The following is an 18,121-nucleotide window of genomic DNA, read 5'->3' on the forward strand; positions in this document are numbered from 1 at the left end:
GGTCTCCCCATGCGAGAGTAGGGAACTGCCAGGCATCAATCAAGTGAAGAGGCCATCCGGAAGGATGGCCTTTTTGCGTTTCTGCGCGTCAGACGCCGGCGGGCAGCGCGCACCCCCGATCCCGCCTACAATGATCATCATCAGCCCTTAACGATGAGGTCACCTTTGCCAAATCCGCCTTTCAACTATCAGCAGGATTTTAAAAACCTCGATTTTCGCCAGCACCCTGAGCTTTATCAGGTCGGTCGCGGCGAGCAAGGCGTCCTGCTTGTCGAACCCTATAAAAGCGAAATTCTTCCCCTCTGGCGCTTCAAAAACCCTGAAATTGCCGCTGTTTCAGCCCAACAAATCTACGATAAATTCGAAGAATACCGTCAGCAGGATGATTTTGTCGGCATGGATATGGCCCGTAAGTTCATCCAGATGGGCTATACACGCGCCAGACGGTACGCCAATCATCCAGGCGGGCGAAAATATGATCCCGACAAAAACGTTCTTCCCCGACAAAATGATCCCGTTAAGGCCGAAGCTGCCGCTATCTTCAAAAAATGGTGGGATAAATTACGCGCCGACGACGATTATTTGCGACGTAAAAAAGCGCATCAGGAAAAGTATGGCTGACGGCACTTCTTGAAACTTTCTCACACACCACATGCAGGCTCGACATTTAGCCCATTCCTGGTTATTGTCAGCTATCTGGATGTCTAAACGTTTAAACGTATGCTGTGAGGATATAAGGTTATGCCGATTCGGGTGCAGGACGAGCTACCAGCCGTCAATTTCTTACGCGATGAAAATGTCTTTGTCATGACGACATCGCGCGCAACAGGTCAGGAAATCCGCCCTCTGAAGGTGCTGATCCTCAACCTGATGCCCAAGAAAATCGAAACGGAAAACCAGTTTCTGCGCCTGCTTTCCAACTCGCCGTTGCAGGTAGACATTCAGCTACTGCGTATCGACGCGCGTGAATCACGCAACACGCCCGCTGAACACCTGAATAATTTCTACTGTAACTTTGATGAGATCTGTCACGATAACTTCGATGGCCTGATCGTCACCGGCGCGCCGCTGGGCCTGGTAGAATTTAATGATGTTGCCTACTGGCCGCAGATCAAACAGGTTTTAGAGTGGGCCAAAGATCACGTGACCTCGACGCTGTTTGTCTGTTGGGCGGTGCAGGCCGCGCTCAATATCCTGTATGGCATCCCCAAGCAAACCCGCAAAGAAAAGCTCTCCGGCGTATATGAACACCACATCACTCACGAACATGCGCTGTTGACGCGCGGTTTTGATGACTCTTTTCTTGCCCCGCACTCGCGCTTTGCTGATTTCCCGGCAGCCCTTATCCGCGATTACACCGACTTAGAGATCCTCGCTGAAACCGATGATGGCGACGCCTATCTCTTTGCCAGCAAAGACAAACGCATTGCCTTTGTGACAGGCCATCCTGAGTACGACGCCGACACGCTGGCAGGCGAGTATTTTCGTGACGTAGAGGCAGGACTGGATCCGGACGTGCCGTACAACTATTTCCCCGGCAATGATCCTGCGAAAACGCCGCGCGCCAGCTGGCGCAGCCATGGCAACCTGTTGTTTACCAACTGGCTCAACTATTACGTTTACCAGATCACACCGTTCGATCTGCGCCATATGAATCCCACACTGGATTAAGCGTTTCAGCCTTCATAAAAGCACCTTCGGGTGCTTTTTTTATTTCTGAAAACCACTTCATGCTTTGTACAAACTTTATTCTCACTGTTATCAATAGGTTAAATGTATATTAAATTTAAAATGGAAATTGTTTTTGATTTTAGTTTTTTATTGAGTAGTCTTAATTGTGCTGAACGAAAACTGCACAATTCTGCTTTCGTTCGCGATAGGGGGATTTTTTCTGATCAACGACGAGGAGCCACGCATGACGCAACAGGCAACGACAACCGAAGAACTGGCCTTCAGCCAGCCCTTTGGCGAGCAGGAGAAGCAAATTCTGACGCCAGACGCCGTTCAGTTTCTCAGCGAGCTGGTCGCGCGCTTTACGCCAAAACGCAACAAACTACTGGCGGCCCGCATCCAGCAACAGCAGGATATTGATAACGGCACGCTGCCGGATTTCATTTCGGAAACCGCTTCCATTCGTGAAGGTAACTGGCAAATCCGCGGTATTCCGCGCGACTTACAGGATCGTCGGGTAGAAATCACCGGCCCGGTTGAGCGCAAAATGGTGATTAACGCCCTCAACGCCAATGTGAAAGTTTTCATGGCGGATTTTGAGGATTCGCTGGCCCCCAACTGGCACAAAGTCATCGACGGGCAAATCAACCTGCGTGACGCGGTGAACGGTACCATCAGCTACACCAATGAAGCCGGAAAAATCTACCAGCTTAAACCCGATCCGGCGGTACTGATTTGCCGTGTGCGTGGCCTGCATTTGCCGGAAAAACACGTCACCTGGCGCAATGAGGCCATCCCCGGCAGCCTGTTTGACTTCGCGCTCTACTTCTTCCATAACCACAAAAATCTGCTCGCCAAAGGCAGCGGCCCCTATTTTTACCTGCCGAAAATACAGGCCTGGCAGGAAGCCGCCTGGTGGAGCGAGGTATTCAGCTACACCGAAGACCGCTTCAACCTGCCACGCGGCACCATCAAAGCCACGCTGCTGATTGAAACCCTGCCTGCGGTCTTCCAGATGGACGAGATCCTCCACGCGCTGCGCGACCACATCGTCGGACTCAACTGTGGCCGCTGGGATTACATTTTCAGCTACATCAAAACGCTGAAAAACTACCCGGACCGCGTGCTGCCGGATCGCCAGGTCGTGACGATGGACAAACCTTTTCTTAACGCTTACTCGCGCCTGCTGATTAAAACCTGTCATCGCCGGGGCGCATTTGCCATGGGCGGCATGGCGGCATTTATCCCAAGCAAAGAGAGCGAGCGCAATAACTGGGTGCTCAACAAAGTAAAAGCTGACAAAGAGCTGGAAGCGAAGAACGGTCACGACGGCACCTGGATTGCGCATCCAGGGCTGGGCGATACGGTCATGGATATTTTCAACGCCGCCCTTGGCGACAGGCAAAACCAGCTCTCCGTAACCCGCGAAGAGGACGCCCCTATCACCGCAGAACACTTGCTGGCTCCCTGTGATGGCGAGCGTACCGAAGAGGGGATGCGCGCGAACATTCGTGTCGCGGTGCAGTACATCGAAGCGTGGATCTCCGGCAATGGCTGCGTGCCGATTTACGGCCTGATGGAAGATGCGGCGACGGCGGAGATCTCGCGCACCTCGATCTGGCAGTGGATCCATCACGAAAAGACGCTGAGCGATGGCACGCCGGTCACCAAAGCGCTGTTCCGCCAGATGCTTGGCGAAGAAATGAGGGTGATCCAGGACGAGCTGGGCGAACACCGCTTTAGCAGCGGTCGTTTTGACGATGCCGCACGCTTGATGGAGCAAATTACCACCTCCGACGAGCTGATCGATTTCCTGACGCTGCCCGGCTACCGCCTGCTTGCGTAACTCACCCGATAACAATAAGGAGCATCTGCCATGAAAACCCGTACCCAACAAATCGAACAATTACAACAAGAATGGACAAACCCGCGCTGGGAAGGCATCACCCGCCCGTACAGTGCCGAAGAGGTGGTGAAACTGCGCGGATCGGTGAACCCGGAATGCACGCTGGCGCAACTGGGCGCGGCCAAATTGTGGCGTCTGCTGCATGGCGACGCGAAAAAAGGCTACATCAACAGCCTCGGCGCGCTGACCGGCGGGCAGGCGTTGCAGCAGGCGAAAGCGGGGATCGAAGCGGTGTATCTTTCCGGCTGGCAGGTTGCCGCCGACGCGAACCTGGCGTCGAGCATGTACCCGGATCAATCCCTCTATCCAGCGAATTCGGTGCCCTCGGTGGTGGATCGGATCAACAACACCTTCCGCCGCGCGGATCAGATCCAGTGGTCAGCGGGCATTGAGCCGAACGATCCGCGCTACGTGGATTACTTCCTGCCGATCGTTGCCGATGCAGAAGCCGGGTTTGGCGGGGTGCTGAATGCATTCGAACTGATGAAATCGATGATCGAAGCGGGCGCGGCAGCGGTGCATTTTGAAGATCAGCTCGCCTCGGTGAAAAAATGCGGTCACATGGGCGGCAAAGTGCTGGTGCCGACGCAGGAAGCGATTCAGAAACTGGTCGCCGCGCGCCTGGCTGCCGATGTCATGGGCGTACCGACGCTGTTAATCGCCCGTACCGATGCCGATGCCGCCGATCTCATCACGTCCGACTGTGACGAATACGATCGGGAATTTATTACCGGCGAACGCACCAGCGAAGGTTTCTACCGGACTCGCGCGGGCATCGAGCAGGCGATCAGCCGGGGCCTGGCTTACGCGCCGTATGCCGATCTGGTGTGGTGCGAAACTTCGACCCCGGACCTTGAACTGGCGCGTCGTTTTGCCGAAGCCATTCACGCGAAATACCCCGGCAAACTGCTGGCTTACAACTGCTCGCCGTCGTTTAACTGGCAGAAAAACCTCGATGATAAAACCATCGCCAGCTTCCAGCAGCAGTTGTCGGAGATGGGCTACAAATACCAGTTCATCACGCTCGCGGGTATTCACAGCATGTGGTTCAACATGTTTGACCTGGCCCACGCCTACGCTCAGGGCGAGGGGATGCGTCACTACGTGGAGAAAGTCCAGCAGCCGGAATTCGCCGCCGCCAAAGAAGGTTACACCTTTGTCTCCCACCAGCAGGAAGTGGGGACAGGGTACTTCGATAAAGTGACGACGATTATTCAGGGCGGCGTCTCGTCAGTGACGGCGCTGACGGGTTCCACGGAAGAACAACAGTTCTGAGTTTTCTCCTTTCACCCTCTCCCTGAGGGAGAGGGAATAGATTGCTCCCTTTCCGGGAAGAGGGGACGCGCTTTTCACCCTCTCCCCACGGGAGAGGGCCGGGGTGAGGGGAAAAGGAGATCACAATGACGCGTAACCTGGAACTGTTAATCGCACAAACCATCCTGCAGGGCTTCGACGCGCAGTATGGGCGTTTTCTGGAAATTACCGCCGGTGCCCAGCAACGCTTTGAGCAGGCGGACTGGCACGCCGTGCAGCAGGCGATGAAAAGCCGCATCCATCTTTACGATCATCACGTCGGGCTGGTCGTCGAGCAACTGCGCTGCATCACCGATAACCACAGCCCCGACGCCGATCTCCTTCTGCGCGTCAAAGAGCATTACATGCAGTTGCTGCCCGACTATCCGCGTTTTGAAATCGCCGAAAGTTTTTTCAACTCAGTTTACTGCCGCCTGTTCGATCATCGCTCGCTCACGCCGGATCGACTGTTTGTCTTCAGCTCTCAGCCTGAGCGCCGCTTCCGCACCCTTTCCCGTCCGCTGGCCAAAAACTTTTTTGCCGGCAATGGATGGGAGACGTTGCTGCATCAGGTGCTTGGCGATTTACCGCTGCGCCTGCCCTGGCAAAATATTTGCCGCGACGTGCGTTATATCCTTGAGCACCTGCTGAAAACCTTCGGCCAGGAGGCGCTCAGACACGCCCATTTACAGGTCGCCAACGAGCTGTTTTACCGTAATAAAGCCGCCTGGCTGGTGGGTAAACTCATTCTGGCGGATGCCACCGTCCCCTTTTTATTACCCATTCACCGCACCGATGACGGCGAACTGTTTGTTGATACCTGTCTGACCACCAGCGCCGAAGCCAGCATCGTTTTCGGCTTCGCCCGCTCCTATTTTATGGTGTACGCCCCGTTCCCCGCCGCGCTGGTGGAGTGGCTGCGCGAAATCCTGCCGGGTAAAACCACCGCCGAACTCTATATGGCGATTGGCTGTCAGAAGCACGGCAAAACCGAGAGTTTCCGTGAATACCTCAACTACATTAGCGCCAGCGACGAACAGTTTGTTGAAGCGCCCGGCATTCGCGGCATGGTGATGCTGGTGTTTACACTGCCGGGCTTCGACCGGGTATTTAAGGTCATTAAAGATCGCTTCGCCCCGCAAAAAGAGATGAGTGCCGCCCACGTGCGCGCCTGCTATCAACTGGTGAAAGAGCACGATCGCGTCGGGCGCATGGCCGACACCCAGGAATTTGAAAACTTTGTGCTGGAAAAACAGCGCATCGAACCGGCGCTGATGACGCTGTTAATGCAGGAGGCGAGCGGCAAGATCACCGATCTGGGGGATCAAATCTCCATCAGCCATCTCTATATTGAGCGGCGGATGGTGCCGCTTAATCTCTGGCTGGAGCAGGTGGAAGGTGCGCAACTGCGCGACGCCATTGAAGAATACGGCAACGCCATCCGCCAGTTGGCCGCGGCCAATATCTTCCCCGGCGACATGCTGTTTAAAAATTTCGGCGTCACGCGCCACGGGCGGGTGGTGTTTTACGATTACGATGAGATTTGCTACATGACCGAGGTGAATTTCCGCGACATCCCGCAGGCGCGCTACCCGGAGGACGAACTGAGCGCCGAGCCGTGGTACAGCGTCTCGCCCGGCGATGTCTTCCCGGAAGAGTTCCGCCACTGGCTGTGCGCCGATCCGCGCATCGGGCCACTGTTCGAGGAGATGCACGCGGATCTCTTTCGCGCCGATTACTGGCGCGCGCTACAAACACGCATCAAAGAGGGCTATGTGGAAGATGTCTACGCCTACCGCCGCCGTCAGCGTTTCTGCGTTCGTGATCCCCTCACCCTAACCCTCTCCCCAGGGGAGAGGGAAAGTTAATGCCCTCTCCAGGCGGATGAGTGGGGGCTGTTTTTCTCCCTCTCCCATCGGGAGAGGGCCGGGGTGAGGGGGAATGCGGTTCAGCGTACCCCGCCATACGCCAGCGTCACTTCCTTCGCCGCTTTAATCACCAGCGCACCCAGCTCCGTCACGCGGTCGTCGGTAATGCGCGAAATCGGCCCGGAAATGGAGATCGCCGCAAAAGGCGTGCGGTGCTCGTCATAAATACAGGCCGCCACGCAGCGCAGGCCGAGCGCGTGTTCTTCATCATCAAACGAATAACCGCGCTTGCGCGTCTGGGCGAGGTCATCTTTCAGATGCACCGGCGACACCAGCGTCGCGTGCGTATACACATGCAGCCCCTGGCGATGCAGCAAGCCGGTCACCTGCTCCTCGCTAAGCTGTGACAAAAACGCCTTCCCCGCGCCGGACGCATGCATCGGCAGCTTGCCGCCAATCGGCGCGGACATACGCATCAACTGTGTACACTGCACCTGGTCGATAATAATCGCCTGGTGATCGGCCGGGTCGAGCACCGCCAGATTGACCGTCTCGCCGGAATCTTCCATCAGTTTGCGCAGAATCGGGTGCACAATCGCCAGCAAATTGCGGCTCTGTAAAAAGCTACTGCCGACCATAAACGCATGTGCGCCCACGGCCCAGTGCCCGAGTTCGCCCACCTGACGGACAAACCCCAGTTGTTGCATGGTGGTCAGCAAACGATGCGTGGTGGAATTCGGCAGGCCCGCCTGTTGCGCCAGTTCCGTCAGCGCCACGCTGCCGTGGGATTCCGCGATCCACTCCAGTAGCTTCAGGCCGCGCGTTAATGACTGCACCTGCCCGGTGGGCTGTGCTGCCGCGCTTGTTGACGCGGGTTTTCTTCCGCGTTTCGCGGGAACGGTGGCAACCATGGCAGACTCCTTTTTCTGTATCGTGGAAATCATTTTCGTTTCATTTGATTATAATGCAACCATCCCGTGACTGATCGGATGAGTCGAAGTGAACATGTCTCATGTTCAGCGCTGTTCTCTTTTCCACCTGTGCGGTTTATGACAGTATGGACCGCTGGCCTTGTGGGCCTGGTTGAGCGTCGTGGGAGCACTCGTGAGTAGCAAAGTTGAACAACTGCATCAGCAGTTAAAAAAACGCATTCTGGTTCTGGACGGGGGCATGGGCACCATGATCCAGGGCTATCGCCTCAGTGAGCAGGATTTTCGCGGCGAGCGCTTCGCCGACTGGCCCTGCGATCTGAAAGGTAACAATGATCTGCTGGTGTTAAGCAAGCCTGAAACGATCGCCGCGATCCACAACGCCTATTTTGAGGCGGGTGCGGACATCATTGAAACCAACACCTTTAACTCCACGACGATTGCGATGGCGGATTACCAGATGGAATCCCTGTCGGCGGAAATCAACTTTGCTGCGGCAAAACTGGCCCGCGCCTGCGCCGACGAGTGGACCGCCCGCACCCCGGACAAACCGCGCTATGTGGCGGGCGTGCTTGGCCCGACCAACCGCACCGCGTCGATTTCCCCGGACGTCAACGACCCGGCTTACCGCAACGTCACCTTTGATGAGCTGGTGGCGGCCTACCGTGAATCGACCCGCGCGCTGGTGGAAGGCGGCAGCGATCTGATTCTGATCGAAACCGTGTTCGACACCCTCAACGCCAAAGCCGCGATTTTCGCGGTGAAAGAGGAGTTCGACGCGCTGGGCACTGAACTGCCGATCATGATTTCCGGCACCATCACCGATGCCTCCGGGCGTACGCTCTCCGGGCAAACCACCGAAGCGTTTTACAACTCGCTGCGTCACGCCGACGCGCTGACCTTCGGCCTGAACTGCGCCCTCGGCCCGGACGAACTGCGCCAGTACGTGCAGGAACTCTCCCGCATCGCGGAATGCTACGTCACCGCGCACCCGAACGCCGGGCTGCCGAACGCCTTTGGCGAATACGATCTTGACGCCGACACCATGGCCGCGCAAATCGGTGAATGGGCGCAGGCGGGCTTTTTAAATATCGTCGGTGGCTGCTGCGGCACCACGCCGGAACACATTGCGGCAATGTGCCGCGCTGTGGAAGGCCTGCCGCCACGTGCCTTACCGGATCTGCCGGTAGCCTGCCGTCTTGCCGGGCTGGAGCCGCTGAACATCGGCGCAGACAGCCTGTTTGTGAACGTCGGCGAGCGTACTAACGTCACCGGTTCCGCCAAATTCAAACGCCTGATCAAAGAAGAAAAATACAACGAAGCGCTGGAAGTGGCGTTGCAGCAGGTGGAAAGCGGCGCGCAAATCATTGATATCAACATGGATGAAGGGATGCTCGACGCGGAAGCGGCGATGGTGCGTTTCCTCAACCTGATTGCCGGGGAACCGGACATCGCCCGCGTGCCGATCATGATCGACTCCTCCAAATGGGAGGTCATCGAAAAAGGCCTGAAGTGCATTCAGGGCAAAGGCATCGTTAACTCCATCTCGATGAAAGAGGGCGTTGAGGCGTTCACGCATCACGCCAGACTGGTGCGCCGCTACGGTGCGGCCATGGTGGTGATGGCCTTTGACGAAGTGGGTCAGGCCGACACCCGCGAGCGTAAAATCGAGATCTGCCGCCGCGCCTACAAAATCCTGACCGAAGAGGTCGGCTTCCCGCCGGAAGATATCATTTTTGACCCGAACATTTTCGCTGTGGCGACGGGCATTGATGAGCACAACAACTACGCGCAGGACTTTATCGGCGCGTGTGAAGACATTAAACGCGAACTGCCGCACGCGATGATTTCCGGCGGCGTGTCGAACGTGTCGTTCTCGTTCCGTGGCAACGACCCGGTGCGTGAAGCGATCCACGCCGTGTTCCTCTATTACGCCATCCGCAACGGCATGGACATGGGCATCGTCAACGCCGGACAACTGGCGATTTACGACGACCTGCCTGCCGAACTGCGTGACGCGGTGGAAGATGTCATCCTCAACCGCCGCGACGACGGCACCGAGCGCCTGCTCGATCTGGCTGAAAAGTATCGCGGTAGCAAAAGCGACGACGCTGCCAACGCTCAGCTTGCCGAATGGCGCAACTGGGACGTGCGCAAACGCCTCGAATACTCACTGGTAAAAGGCATTACCGAGTTTATCGAACTGGATACCGAAGAAGCCCGCCAGCAGGCGGAGCGCCCGATTCAGGTCATCGAAGGTCCGCTGATGGACGGCATGAACGTGGTCGGCGATCTGTTTGGTGAAGGGAAAATGTTCCTGCCGCAGGTGGTGAAATCCGCCCGCGTGATGAAGCAGGCGGTGGCCTACCTTGAGCCGTATATCGAAGCCAGCAAAGAGAAAGGGCAGACCAACGGCAAAATGGTGATCGCCACGGTGAAAGGCGATGTGCATGACATCGGCAAAAACATCGTCGGCGTGGTGTTGCAGTGCAACAACTATGAAATTGTCGATTTGGGCGTGATGGTGCCAACGGAGAAAATCCTCAAAACCGCGCGCGAAGTAAACGCCGATCTGATTGGCCTTTCCGGGCTGATCACCCCATCGCTTGATGAAATGGTCAACGTGGCCAAAGAGATGGAGCGCCAGGGCTTTACCATTCCGCTGCTGATTGGCGGCGCGACCACCTCGAAAGCGCACACGGCGGTGAAAATCGAGCAGAACTACAGCGGCCCAACGGTATACGTGCAAAACGCCTCGCGCACGGTGGGCGTGGTGTCGTCGCTGCTTTCCGCCACGCAGCATGATGATTTCGTCGCCCGCACCCGCAAAGAGTACGAAACCGTGCGCATTCAGCACGCGCGTAAAAAACCGCGCACGCCGCCGGTGACGTTACAGGCGGCGCGTGACAACGATCTGGCGTTTGACTGGGAAAGCTACACCCCGCCTGTGGCGCACCGCCTCGGGGTGCAGGAAGTCACGGCCAGTATCGAGACGCTGCGTAACTACATCGACTGGACGCCGTTCTTTATGACCTGGTCGCTGGCGGGCAAATATCCGCGCATTCTTGAAGATGAAATCGTCGGTGAGGAGGCGCAGCGGCTGTTTAAAGACGCCAACGACATGCTCGACATGCTGAGCGAGAAAAAAGCGCTCAATCCGCGCGGCGTGGTGGGCCTGTTCCCGGCAAACCGCGTGGGCGATGATGTGGAAATTTATCGCGATGCCTCGCGCACGCAGGTGCTGACGGTGGCGCGTCATCTGCGTCAGCAAACCGAGAAAGTGGGTTTTGCCAACTACTGCCTCGCGGATTTTGTCGCGCCAAAACTGAGCGGCAAAGAGGATTACATCGGCGCGTTCGCCGTGACCGGTGGTCTGGAAGAGGACGCGCTGGCGGAGGCCTACGACGCGCAGCACGATGATTACAACAAGATCATGGTGAAAGCCATCGCCGACCGTCTCGCCGAGGCTTTTGCGGAATACCTGCACGAGCGCGTGCGTAAAGTGTACTGGGGCTACGCGCCGAACGAGAATCTCAGCAACGAAGAGCTGATCCGCGAGAATTATCAGGGAATTCGCCCCGCGCCCGGCTACCCGGCCTGCCCGGAGCACACTGAGAAGGGCACCATCTGGAAACTACTGGATGTGGAGGCCCACACCGGCATGAAGCTCACCGAGTCGTTCGCCATGTGGCCCGGTGCCTCGGTATCGGGCTGGTACTTCAGCCATCCCGACAGCAAATACTTCGCCGTGGCACAGCTTCAGCGCGACCAGATTGAGGATTACGCCCTGCGAAAAGGCATGAGCGTCAGCGAAGTCGAACGCTGGCTCGCGCCAAATCTGGGGTACGACGCGGATTAATCCCTGTCATATTTGTTTAATAATTATCAGGGCACCTTCGGGTGCCCTGATTCTTTATTGCGTTTCAGACCTTATACTTAGCGGTAAGGAACCCTCACCCTAACCCTCTCCCTCAGGGAGAGGGGACAGATCGAGTGCGGACTCGCCTTTCCCCTCTGGCTCGGGGAGAGGGAACATATTGAGCACGGGCTCGCCTTTCCCCCTCTCCCTGAGGGAGAGGGCCGGGGCGAGGGGAAAATCCCCCATAACAACAAGGAGGCAACCACGCTGTGTTAACGCTTTTACACCTGCTTTCTGCCGTTGCATTACTGGTCTGGGGCACACACATTGTGCGCACCGGGGTCATGCGCGTCTTTGGCGCGCGCCTGCGCACGGTGCTCAGCCGTAGCGTTGAAAAAAAACCGCTCGCCTTCTGCGCGGGCATTGGCGTCACCGCGCTGGTACAAAGCAGTAACGCCACCACCATGCTGGTGACCTCGTTCGTGGCGCAGGATCTGGTCGCCCTGGCACCCGCGTTAGTGATCGTCCTCGGTGCCGACGTTGGTACCGCGCTGATGGCGCGTATCCTGACTTTCGATCTCTCCTGGCTTTCACCGCTGCTGATTTTTATTGGCGTCATCTTCTTCCTTGGCCGCAAACAGACGCGCGCCGGGCAACTTGGGCGGGTGGGGATTGGTCTCGGACTGATCCTGCTGGCGCTGGAGCTTATCGTGCAGGCGGTCACGCCTATCACCCAGGCCAGCGGCGTACAGGTGATTTTTGCCTCACTGACCGGCGACCTGCTGCTCGATGCGCTGATCGGGGCCGTATTTGCCATCATCACCTATTCCAGCCTGGCGGCCGTGCTGCTGACCGCGACGCTGACGGCGGCGGGAGTCATTGCCTTCCCGGTAGCGCTCTGTCTGGTGATCGGCGCAAACCTGGGATCGGGCCTGCTGGCGGTGCTTAACAACAGCGCGGCCAATGCCGCTGCGCGTCGCGTGGCGATGGGCAGTCTGCTGTTCAAGCTGGTGGGCAGTCTCGCCATTCTGCCTTTCATTCATATCCTCGCGGAGATGATGGATCGCCTGCCGCTTAAAGAGTCCGAACTGGTTATCTATTTCCATGTTTTCTACAACCTGATCCGCTGCCTGGTGATGGTGCCTTTTGCCGAACCGATGGCGGCTTTTTGTAAGCGTATTATCCGCGACGAACCGGAACTGGACGCGCGCCTGAAGCCCAGACATCTCGATACCTCCGCCCTCGACACGCCTGCACTGGCGCTGGCTAACGCCGCCCGCGAAACGCTGCGCATGGGCGATGCGATGGAGCTGATGCTGGTTAATCTCAAAGAGGTGATGCACGGCGAACCGCGCCAGGAGAAAGAACTGCGTAAAACCGCCGATGACATTAACGTGCTCTACACCGCCATTAAGCTCTACCTGGCGCGGATGCCGAAAGACGAACTGGCGGAAGAGGAGTCGCGCCGCTGGGCGGAGATCATTGAGATGTCGCTGAACCTCGAACAGGCATCCGATATCGTCGAGCGGATGGGCAGTGAAATCGCCGATAAATCGCTCTCCGCCCGCCGCGCCTTCTCCCTTGCCGGGATTAACGAACTGGACGGTCTGCTCGATCAACTGCTCAGCAACCTGCAACTGGCGATGTCCGTTTTCTTCTCAGGCGACGTCCCCAGCGCCCGCCGTCTGCGACGTAACAAGCATCGCTTCCGCATCCTCACTCGCCGCTATTCCCATGCGCACGTTGACCGGCTGCATCAACAAAACGTGCAAAGCATCGAAACCAGTTCGCTGCATTTGGGCCTGCTGGGGGATATGAAACGCCTCAACTCGCTGTTCTGCGCGGTGGCCTACAGCGTGATGGCGCAGCCGGATGAAGACGACGAGCGGGACGAGTATTAAGCCCTGTGCCTGAATTCTTGAGTGGAATTCAGGCCGCCAGGTTAAGACAGTCTTACCCGAAAAGTTCGCTATGGGTACCGATGTCAATGAACGTAACCAGGTTTTGCGCTTCATCCACCCGGTACACCAGCAAAAAATCACCACCGATATGTAGCTCCCTGGCACCAGCCCATTCGGGGCCCTTCAATTCATGATCCAGATATTCGGCAGGTAGCAGGCGGCCGCTGAAAATAAGCATCATAATTTCAGCGGCTTTATGCATATCATGCCTGCCTGCGTTGTTATAACGCTTCCAGGATTTTTCGAACGTTCGAGTATATTCAACGCGGCGGGGTTGTTTACTTCTCTTTTCCGTCATCGCTATTCAGTCCTTTGAACATGTCTTCCGCCGAGTTAAAGCGGGGGCTGGCTTTTGCTTCAATCGCTGTTGCTTCCTGCAAGGCGATTTTCATTTTTGCAGAGGGACGTTTGACCTCAAAGGGTATCCCCTGGTGGCTTACTACCTGCTCAAGAAAAAGACGAACGGCGCTGCTGACGGTCAATCCACAGTCGCGCAGAATCTGAGTCGCTTCATCTTTTAATTCTTCAGAAATACGCATTTTGATACTGGTTTGCATGTCACTCTCCATTCATTTGTGGGTACATTGTGGGTGCAAAAAATGACTTTTTCAAGCAGCCAATTCTCTCTCTTCTATCCCCGCGCACAAAACAGCTGGCGCAACCCACAAACCCGTTTTTCCTCCCGCGGCAGGTAAGGTATATTTCGCCTTTAAAGGAGAATTTATGCTGCCAGACTCATCAACCCGACTAAACAAATACATCAGCGAGAGCGGGATCTGCTCGCGCCGCGAAGCCGATCGCTACATCGAACAGGGAAACGTTTTTATTAACGGCAAACGCGCCGGGATTGGCGATCAGGTGTCGCCCGGCGATGTGGTGAAGGTAAACGGACAGTTGATTGAGCCGCGCGAGGCGGAAGATCTGGTTTTCATCGCGCTGAATAAGCCGGTGGGGATCGTCAGCACGACCGAAGACAGCGAAAAAGACAACATCGTTGATTTCGTGAACCACAGCAAGCGCGTGTTCCCGATTGGCCGTCTGGACAAAGACTCACAGGGGCTGATTTTCCTCACCAACCACGGCGATCTGGTGAACAAAATCCTGCGCGCCGGGAACGATCACGAGAAAGAGTATGTGGTGACGGTGAACAAACCCGTTACCGACGAATTTATTCGCGGCATGGGCGCGGGCGTGCCGATTCTGGGGACGGTCACGAAGAAGTGTAAAGTGAAGAAAGAAGCCCCGTTCTCGTTCCGTATCACCCTGATTCAGGGGCTAAACCGCCAGATCCGCCGCATGTGCGAACACTTTGGATTCGAAGTCACAAAACTTGAGCGCACGCGCATCATGAACGTCAGTCTTACCGGCATCCCGCTGGGCGAATGGCGCGATTTGACCGATGACGAGCTGATCGACCTGTTCAAACTGATTGAGAATTCCAGCTCAGAAGCGAAGCCGAAAGCGAAGGCAAAACCGAAAACGGCGGCAGTGAAACGTCCGGTCGTCTCACCCGGCAAGAGCAGCGAGAAAGCGCGTCCGGCGTCAAACGGTAAACGTTTTACTTCGCCGGGACGCAAGAAGAAAGGGCGTTAACGTCTGCCGCGTGTCGGCGTGCTCGCCGACCAGGAAAACGACGCTTCCGTGTCCGGTTTATAAGCCTGCTTTTTCTTCAACTGGCGGGCTTTTTTTGCCTCTGCTTCACGCAATTCCATCAGCTTGTCGATGTACTCTTTTTTCACGCTGTTTGTTTCCGCGTTGGTCAGCAGGCGACCATGAGCGATGCGGGCGCGGTCGAGCAGCGTCTTCAGTTCGCGCTGTTCACGCTCGGTCATCTCTTTTTGGGTAATGCGGGGAAGTGCCATACGGGTGCCCTCAGTCTGCCAGATGGCCCAGTGTACGGGATTACCGGGCGGGCTGATAGAGCGCAGGCCGGGTAAGCGTGAGCCACCCGGCCTTTTTCTTACTGCTCTTTCACCGTCTCACGCTTTTGCTTCTCAACGGGCTTACCGGACCAGTAGCCTGCCAGCAGCGAGCCGGAAAGATTATGCCAGACCGAGAACAGCGCGCCGGGGAGGGCGGCCAGCGGGGAGAAGTAGATTTTACCCAGCGCGGCGGCAAGACCGGAGTTCTGCATTCCCACTTCAATCGCCAGCGTGCGGCAGGTGGATTCGTCGAAGCCGAACAGCCGTCCGCCCCAGTAGCCGCCGAGCAGACCGATAGCGTTGTGCAATATCACCGCGACAATCACCATCAGGCCAACCGAGGCAATATGAGCGGCAGAGCCCGCGACCACGGCGCTGATAATTGCCAGAATACAAATCATCGAGAATGCGGGCAGGTAAGATTCAACCGCTTTTACCACGCGCGGGAACAGATGATGCACAATCAGGCCAAGGCCAATCGGGATCACCACGATTTGCAGAATGCTTAACAGCATCCCCATCACATCCACCTGAATGTGCGCATCAACGTACAGGCGCGTCAGCAGCGGTGTGGCCACCACGCCTACCAGCGTCGAAACAGATGAAATCGTTACCGACAGCGCCACATCACCCTTCGCCAGATAGATCATCACGTTCGACGCCGTTCCGCTGGCGACGCTACCGACCAGCACCATGCCAGCGGAGAGATCCGGTGGCATATTAAACGCCATCGCCAGCAGCCACGCGGCGAGCGGCATCACCAGATAGTGCAGGAAAATCCCCGCAGCGACCGGCGCAGGCCGGGAAAGCACGCGCTTAAAATCGTCGATTCTCAGGTGGACGCCCATGCCGAACATGATCAGCATCAGCAGCGTGCTGACCCACGGGCCGAGCGGGGTAAAGGTCGAAGGGGTGTAATAGGCAATAACAGAGAGCAGCAGCGCCCAGAGCGGGAACAGCCGCGTGAAGATGGCTAACATAGTTAATTCCTTGCAAACGTTGTGTGTTGTTTCGTTATAAAAAAAGCCGGGTTCGAGCCCGGCTATAGGTATTGTTTATCGTTTGAGGAGTTTTTATTCAAACAAATTATGATGAAGTTTCTGCACGACCTGCTCGGCTTCGGTGCCTGGGACCAGGAAGCACAGGTTATGGCTGGATGCGCCATAGCAAATCATGCGGATGTTGAAGGGTTCGAGTACGCCAAACACCTCTTTGCCGACGCCGCAGGCTTTTGACAGATCGTTGCCAATCAGTGCTACCAGCGCGAGGTTTTCTTCTACTTCCACGCGGCACAGGGCGGAGAGTTCCATCAGCAGACTCTGGGTTAACAGCGTGTCGCCGGTGGAGGTGGAGCCGGTGGTATCCAGCGTCAGCGCCACGCTGACTTCCGAAGTGGTGATCAAATCGACCGAAATATTATGCCGCGCCAGGATGCCGAACACCTCAGCCAGAAAACCGCGCGAGTGCAGCATATTCAGGCTGTGCAGGGTTAACAGCGTCTGCTTACGGCGCAGCGCCAGGGCGCGGAACAGCGGCGGGTTCTGGGTTTCATTACACACCAATGTGCCGCCCGCTTTAGGATCTTTGCTGGAGCCAACAAACACCGGAATATCGCTGCGCACGGCGGGCAGCAGGGTGGCCGGGTGCAGCACTTTTGCGCCGAAGGTCGCCATTTCAGCGGCCTCTTCAAAAGCAATTTCGTCGATGCGTTTCGCGGAAGGCACCACGCGCGGGTCAGTGGTGTAAATGCCCGGTACGTCGGTCCAGATATCAACGCGGGTCGCATGCAGCGCTTCAGCCAGCAGCGCGGCGGTGTAATCGCTGCCGCCACGACCGAGCGTAGTGGTGCGGCCTTTAGCTTCGCTGCCGATAAAACCTTGCGTGACGATCAGGCCTTCCGCCAGACGCGGCGCAAGCTGCTGCGTCGCCAGTTCGGAAAGGGCGGCAATGTCCGGTTCGGCACGGCCAAAACGGTCGCTGGTGCGCATGATTTTACGCACATCAAACCACTGCGCATCGACATTGCGTTCACGCAGAATTTCCACAAACAGCAGCGTGGACATCAGTTCGCCGTGGCTGACCAGTTCGTCAGTGAGTGCGGTAGAAGTCGCCAGCGATGCGGCTTCGGCGAGTGTGGTGATGTTTTCCAGCAGGCGATCAATCTCTTCGCGGATCACGTTCGGATTGCGCATACGTTCGAGAATATCGAACTGGATTTTGCGGATGGCATCCAGCTTCACAAAGCGCTCGGTGGCTTCCAGGCCTTCGGCAAGGGCGACCAGTAAATTGGTAACACCTGCGGATGCGGAGAGCACCACCACGCGCACGCTGGCATCGGAGAGCACCACATCGGCGCTGCGGTTCATGGCATCAAAATCGGCAACGCTGGTACCGCCAAATTTGGAGACAACTATTTCTGTCATTACAACCTCGTGTCAGGGAATGAAAAAAGCGACCATGGCACAAAGGCAAAACAGAAACCGGTGCAGGCGCAAATACCGTATTTATAAATAAAAGGTGTGGCGGAGCCTGTCAACGCCGGGATTATGCGGATTTTTCATGCTGGGATTACGCTCAGTAACAGTACTTATATCAATTATAATTTTTATCGGTATTTGACCGGGGCCAGGGGAATGTCATTAAAACAATCCCACTTTTCTGAGACTGACGTTACAATCGATCCCAGTCACAATTCTCAATTCAGAAGAGTAT

14 protein-coding genes are annotated in these 18,121 nt (G+C 56.6%); 8 read left to right on the forward strand and 6 right to left on the reverse strand.

The window, feature by feature from the left end; all coding sequences use genetic code 11:
• Positions 1-165 precede the first annotated feature (165 nt).
• From BM373_RS17650 to aceK, 5 genes are all read left to right on the forward strand, one after another.
• The gene (locus tag BM373_RS17650; RefSeq protein WP_090464357.1) at positions 166-621 is read left to right on the forward strand and encodes a DUF4385 domain-containing protein; all 456 of its coding nucleotides are present in this window, start codon (positions 166-168) and stop codon (positions 619-621) included.
• Positions 622-741: 120 nt separating this feature from the next.
• Entirely contained in the window at positions 742-1,671 is a 930-nt protein-coding gene (metA, locus tag BM373_RS17655; protein WP_090464360.1) for a homoserine O-acetyltransferase MetA, read from the forward strand.
• A gap of 244 nt (positions 1,672-1,915) precedes the next feature.
• Positions 1,916-3,517 (forward strand): malate synthase A, encoded by a 1,602-nt coding sequence (gene aceB, locus BM373_RS17660; protein WP_090464363.1) that lies wholly within the window; start codon positions 1,916-1,918, stop codon positions 3,515-3,517.
• Positions 3,518-3,547: 30 nt separating this feature from the next.
• Positions 3,548-4,852, forward strand: coding sequence for an isocitrate lyase (gene aceA / locus BM373_RS17665; RefSeq protein WP_090464366.1), 1,305 nt, complete (start codon positions 3,548-3,550; stop codon positions 4,850-4,852).
• A 125-nt stretch (positions 4,853-4,977) separates the two neighbouring features.
• Positions 4,978-6,738 carry a bifunctional isocitrate dehydrogenase kinase/phosphatase gene (aceK, locus tag BM373_RS17670; protein WP_090464369.1) on the forward strand — a complete coding sequence of 587 codons (1,761 nt, stop codon included), beginning with the start codon at positions 4,978-4,980 and terminating at the stop codon, positions 6,736-6,738.
• Between the two features lie 80 nt (positions 6,739-6,818).
• Here aceK and iclR read toward each other — a convergent pair whose 3' ends face one another.
• Entirely contained in the window at positions 6,819-7,649 is an 831-nt protein-coding gene (gene iclR, locus BM373_RS17675; protein WP_143102679.1) for a glyoxylate bypass operon transcriptional repressor IclR, read from the reverse strand.
• Positions 7,650-7,842: 193 nt separating this feature from the next.
• On the opposite strand from iclR, the gene metH reads away from it, so the two are divergent.
• Positions 7,843-11,526, forward strand: coding sequence for a methionine synthase (metH, locus tag BM373_RS17680; protein WP_090464375.1), 3,684 nt, complete (start codon positions 7,843-7,845; stop codon positions 11,524-11,526).
• Between the two features lie 269 nt (positions 11,527-11,795).
• On the forward strand, positions 11,796-13,427 hold the full coding sequence (locus BM373_RS17685) for a Na/Pi cotransporter family protein (RefSeq protein ID WP_090464378.1): 1,632 nt from the start codon (positions 11,796-11,798) through the stop codon (positions 13,425-13,427).
• A 52-nt stretch (positions 13,428-13,479) separates the two neighbouring features.
• Here the strand turns inward: BM373_RS17685 and BM373_RS17690 are convergent, their stop codons facing one another.
• Positions 13,480-13,785, reverse strand: coding sequence for a type II toxin-antitoxin system YafQ family toxin (locus BM373_RS17690; protein WP_090464381.1), 306 nt, complete (start codon positions 13,783-13,785; stop codon positions 13,480-13,482).
• Positions 13,766-14,044: a type II toxin-antitoxin system RelB/DinJ family antitoxin gene (locus BM373_RS17695; RefSeq protein ID WP_090464384.1), complete on the reverse strand. Its 279-nt coding sequence runs from the start codon at positions 14,042-14,044 to the stop codon at positions 13,766-13,768. The genes BM373_RS17690 and BM373_RS17695 overlap by 20 nt, the downstream gene beginning before the upstream one ends.
• Before the next feature lie 166 nt (positions 14,045-14,210).
• On the opposite strand from BM373_RS17695, the gene rluF reads away from it, so the two are divergent.
• The gene (gene rluF, locus BM373_RS17700; RefSeq protein ID WP_090464387.1) at positions 14,211-15,080 is read left to right on the forward strand and encodes a 23S rRNA pseudouridine(2604) synthase RluF; all 870 of its coding nucleotides are present in this window, start codon (positions 14,211-14,213) and stop codon (positions 15,078-15,080) included.
• On the opposite strand, the gene BM373_RS17705 is transcribed toward rluF, so the two are convergent.
• The 3 genes from BM373_RS17705 to lysC form a co-directional block, all read right to left on the reverse strand.
• Positions 15,077-15,349, reverse strand: coding sequence for a YjbD family protein (locus tag BM373_RS17705; RefSeq protein WP_090464390.1), 273 nt, complete (start codon positions 15,347-15,349; stop codon positions 15,077-15,079). The two genes, rluF and BM373_RS17705, sit on opposite strands and share 4 nt — an antisense overlap.
• 98 nt (positions 15,350-15,447) lie before the next feature.
• Positions 15,448-16,389: a ketopantoate/pantoate/pantothenate transporter PanS gene (gene panS, locus BM373_RS17710; RefSeq protein ID WP_090464393.1), complete on the reverse strand. Its 942-nt coding sequence runs from the start codon at positions 16,387-16,389 to the stop codon at positions 15,448-15,450.
• A 93-nt stretch (positions 16,390-16,482) separates the two neighbouring features.
• The gene (gene lysC / locus BM373_RS17715) at positions 16,483-17,832 is read right to left on the reverse strand and encodes a lysine-sensitive aspartokinase 3 (protein ID WP_090464396.1); all 1,350 of its coding nucleotides are present in this window, start codon (positions 17,830-17,832) and stop codon (positions 16,483-16,485) included.
• Positions 17,833-18,121: the final 289 nt, after the last annotated feature.

Origin of the sequence: Enterobacter sp. kpr-6 (assembly GCF_900116015.1) — a bacterium.
Taxonomy (GTDB): domain Bacteria; phylum Pseudomonadota; class Gammaproteobacteria; order Enterobacterales; family Enterobacteriaceae; genus Enterobacter_D.

Coding starts and splice junctions, on each gene's coding strand:
- metA (WP_090464360.1), top strand. CDS start 742: ATGCCGATTCGGGTGCAGGACGAGCTACCAGCCGTCAATTTCTTACGC.
- aceB (WP_090464363.1), top strand. CDS start 1,916: ATGACGCAACAGGCAACGACAACCGAAGAACTGGCCTTCAGCCAGCCC.
- aceA (WP_090464366.1), top strand. CDS start 3,548: ATGAAAACCCGTACCCAACAAATCGAACAATTACAACAAGAATGGACA.
- aceK (WP_090464369.1), top strand. CDS start 4,978: ATGACGCGTAACCTGGAACTGTTAATCGCACAAACCATCCTGCAGGGC.
- iclR (WP_143102679.1), bottom strand. CDS start 7,649: ATGGTTGCCACCGTTCCCGCGAAACGCGGAAGAAAACCCGCGTCAACA.
- BM373_RS17690 (WP_090464381.1), bottom strand. CDS start 13,785: ATGACGGAAAAGAGAAGTAAACAACCCCGCCGCGTTGAATATACTCGA.
- BM373_RS17695 (WP_090464384.1), bottom strand. CDS start 14,044: ATGCAAACCAGTATCAAAATGCGTATTTCTGAAGAATTAAAAGATGAA.
- rluF (WP_090464387.1), top strand. CDS start 14,211: ATGCTGCCAGACTCATCAACCCGACTAAACAAATACATCAGCGAGAGC.
- BM373_RS17705 (WP_090464390.1), bottom strand. CDS start 15,349: ATGGCACTTCCCCGCATTACCCAAAAAGAGATGACCGAGCGTGAACAG.
- panS (WP_090464393.1), bottom strand. CDS start 16,389: ATGTTAGCCATCTTCACGCGGCTGTTCCCGCTCTGGGCGCTGCTGCTC.
- lysC (WP_090464396.1), bottom strand. CDS start 17,832: ATGACAGAAATAGTTGTCTCCAAATTTGGCGGTACCAGCGTTGCCGAT.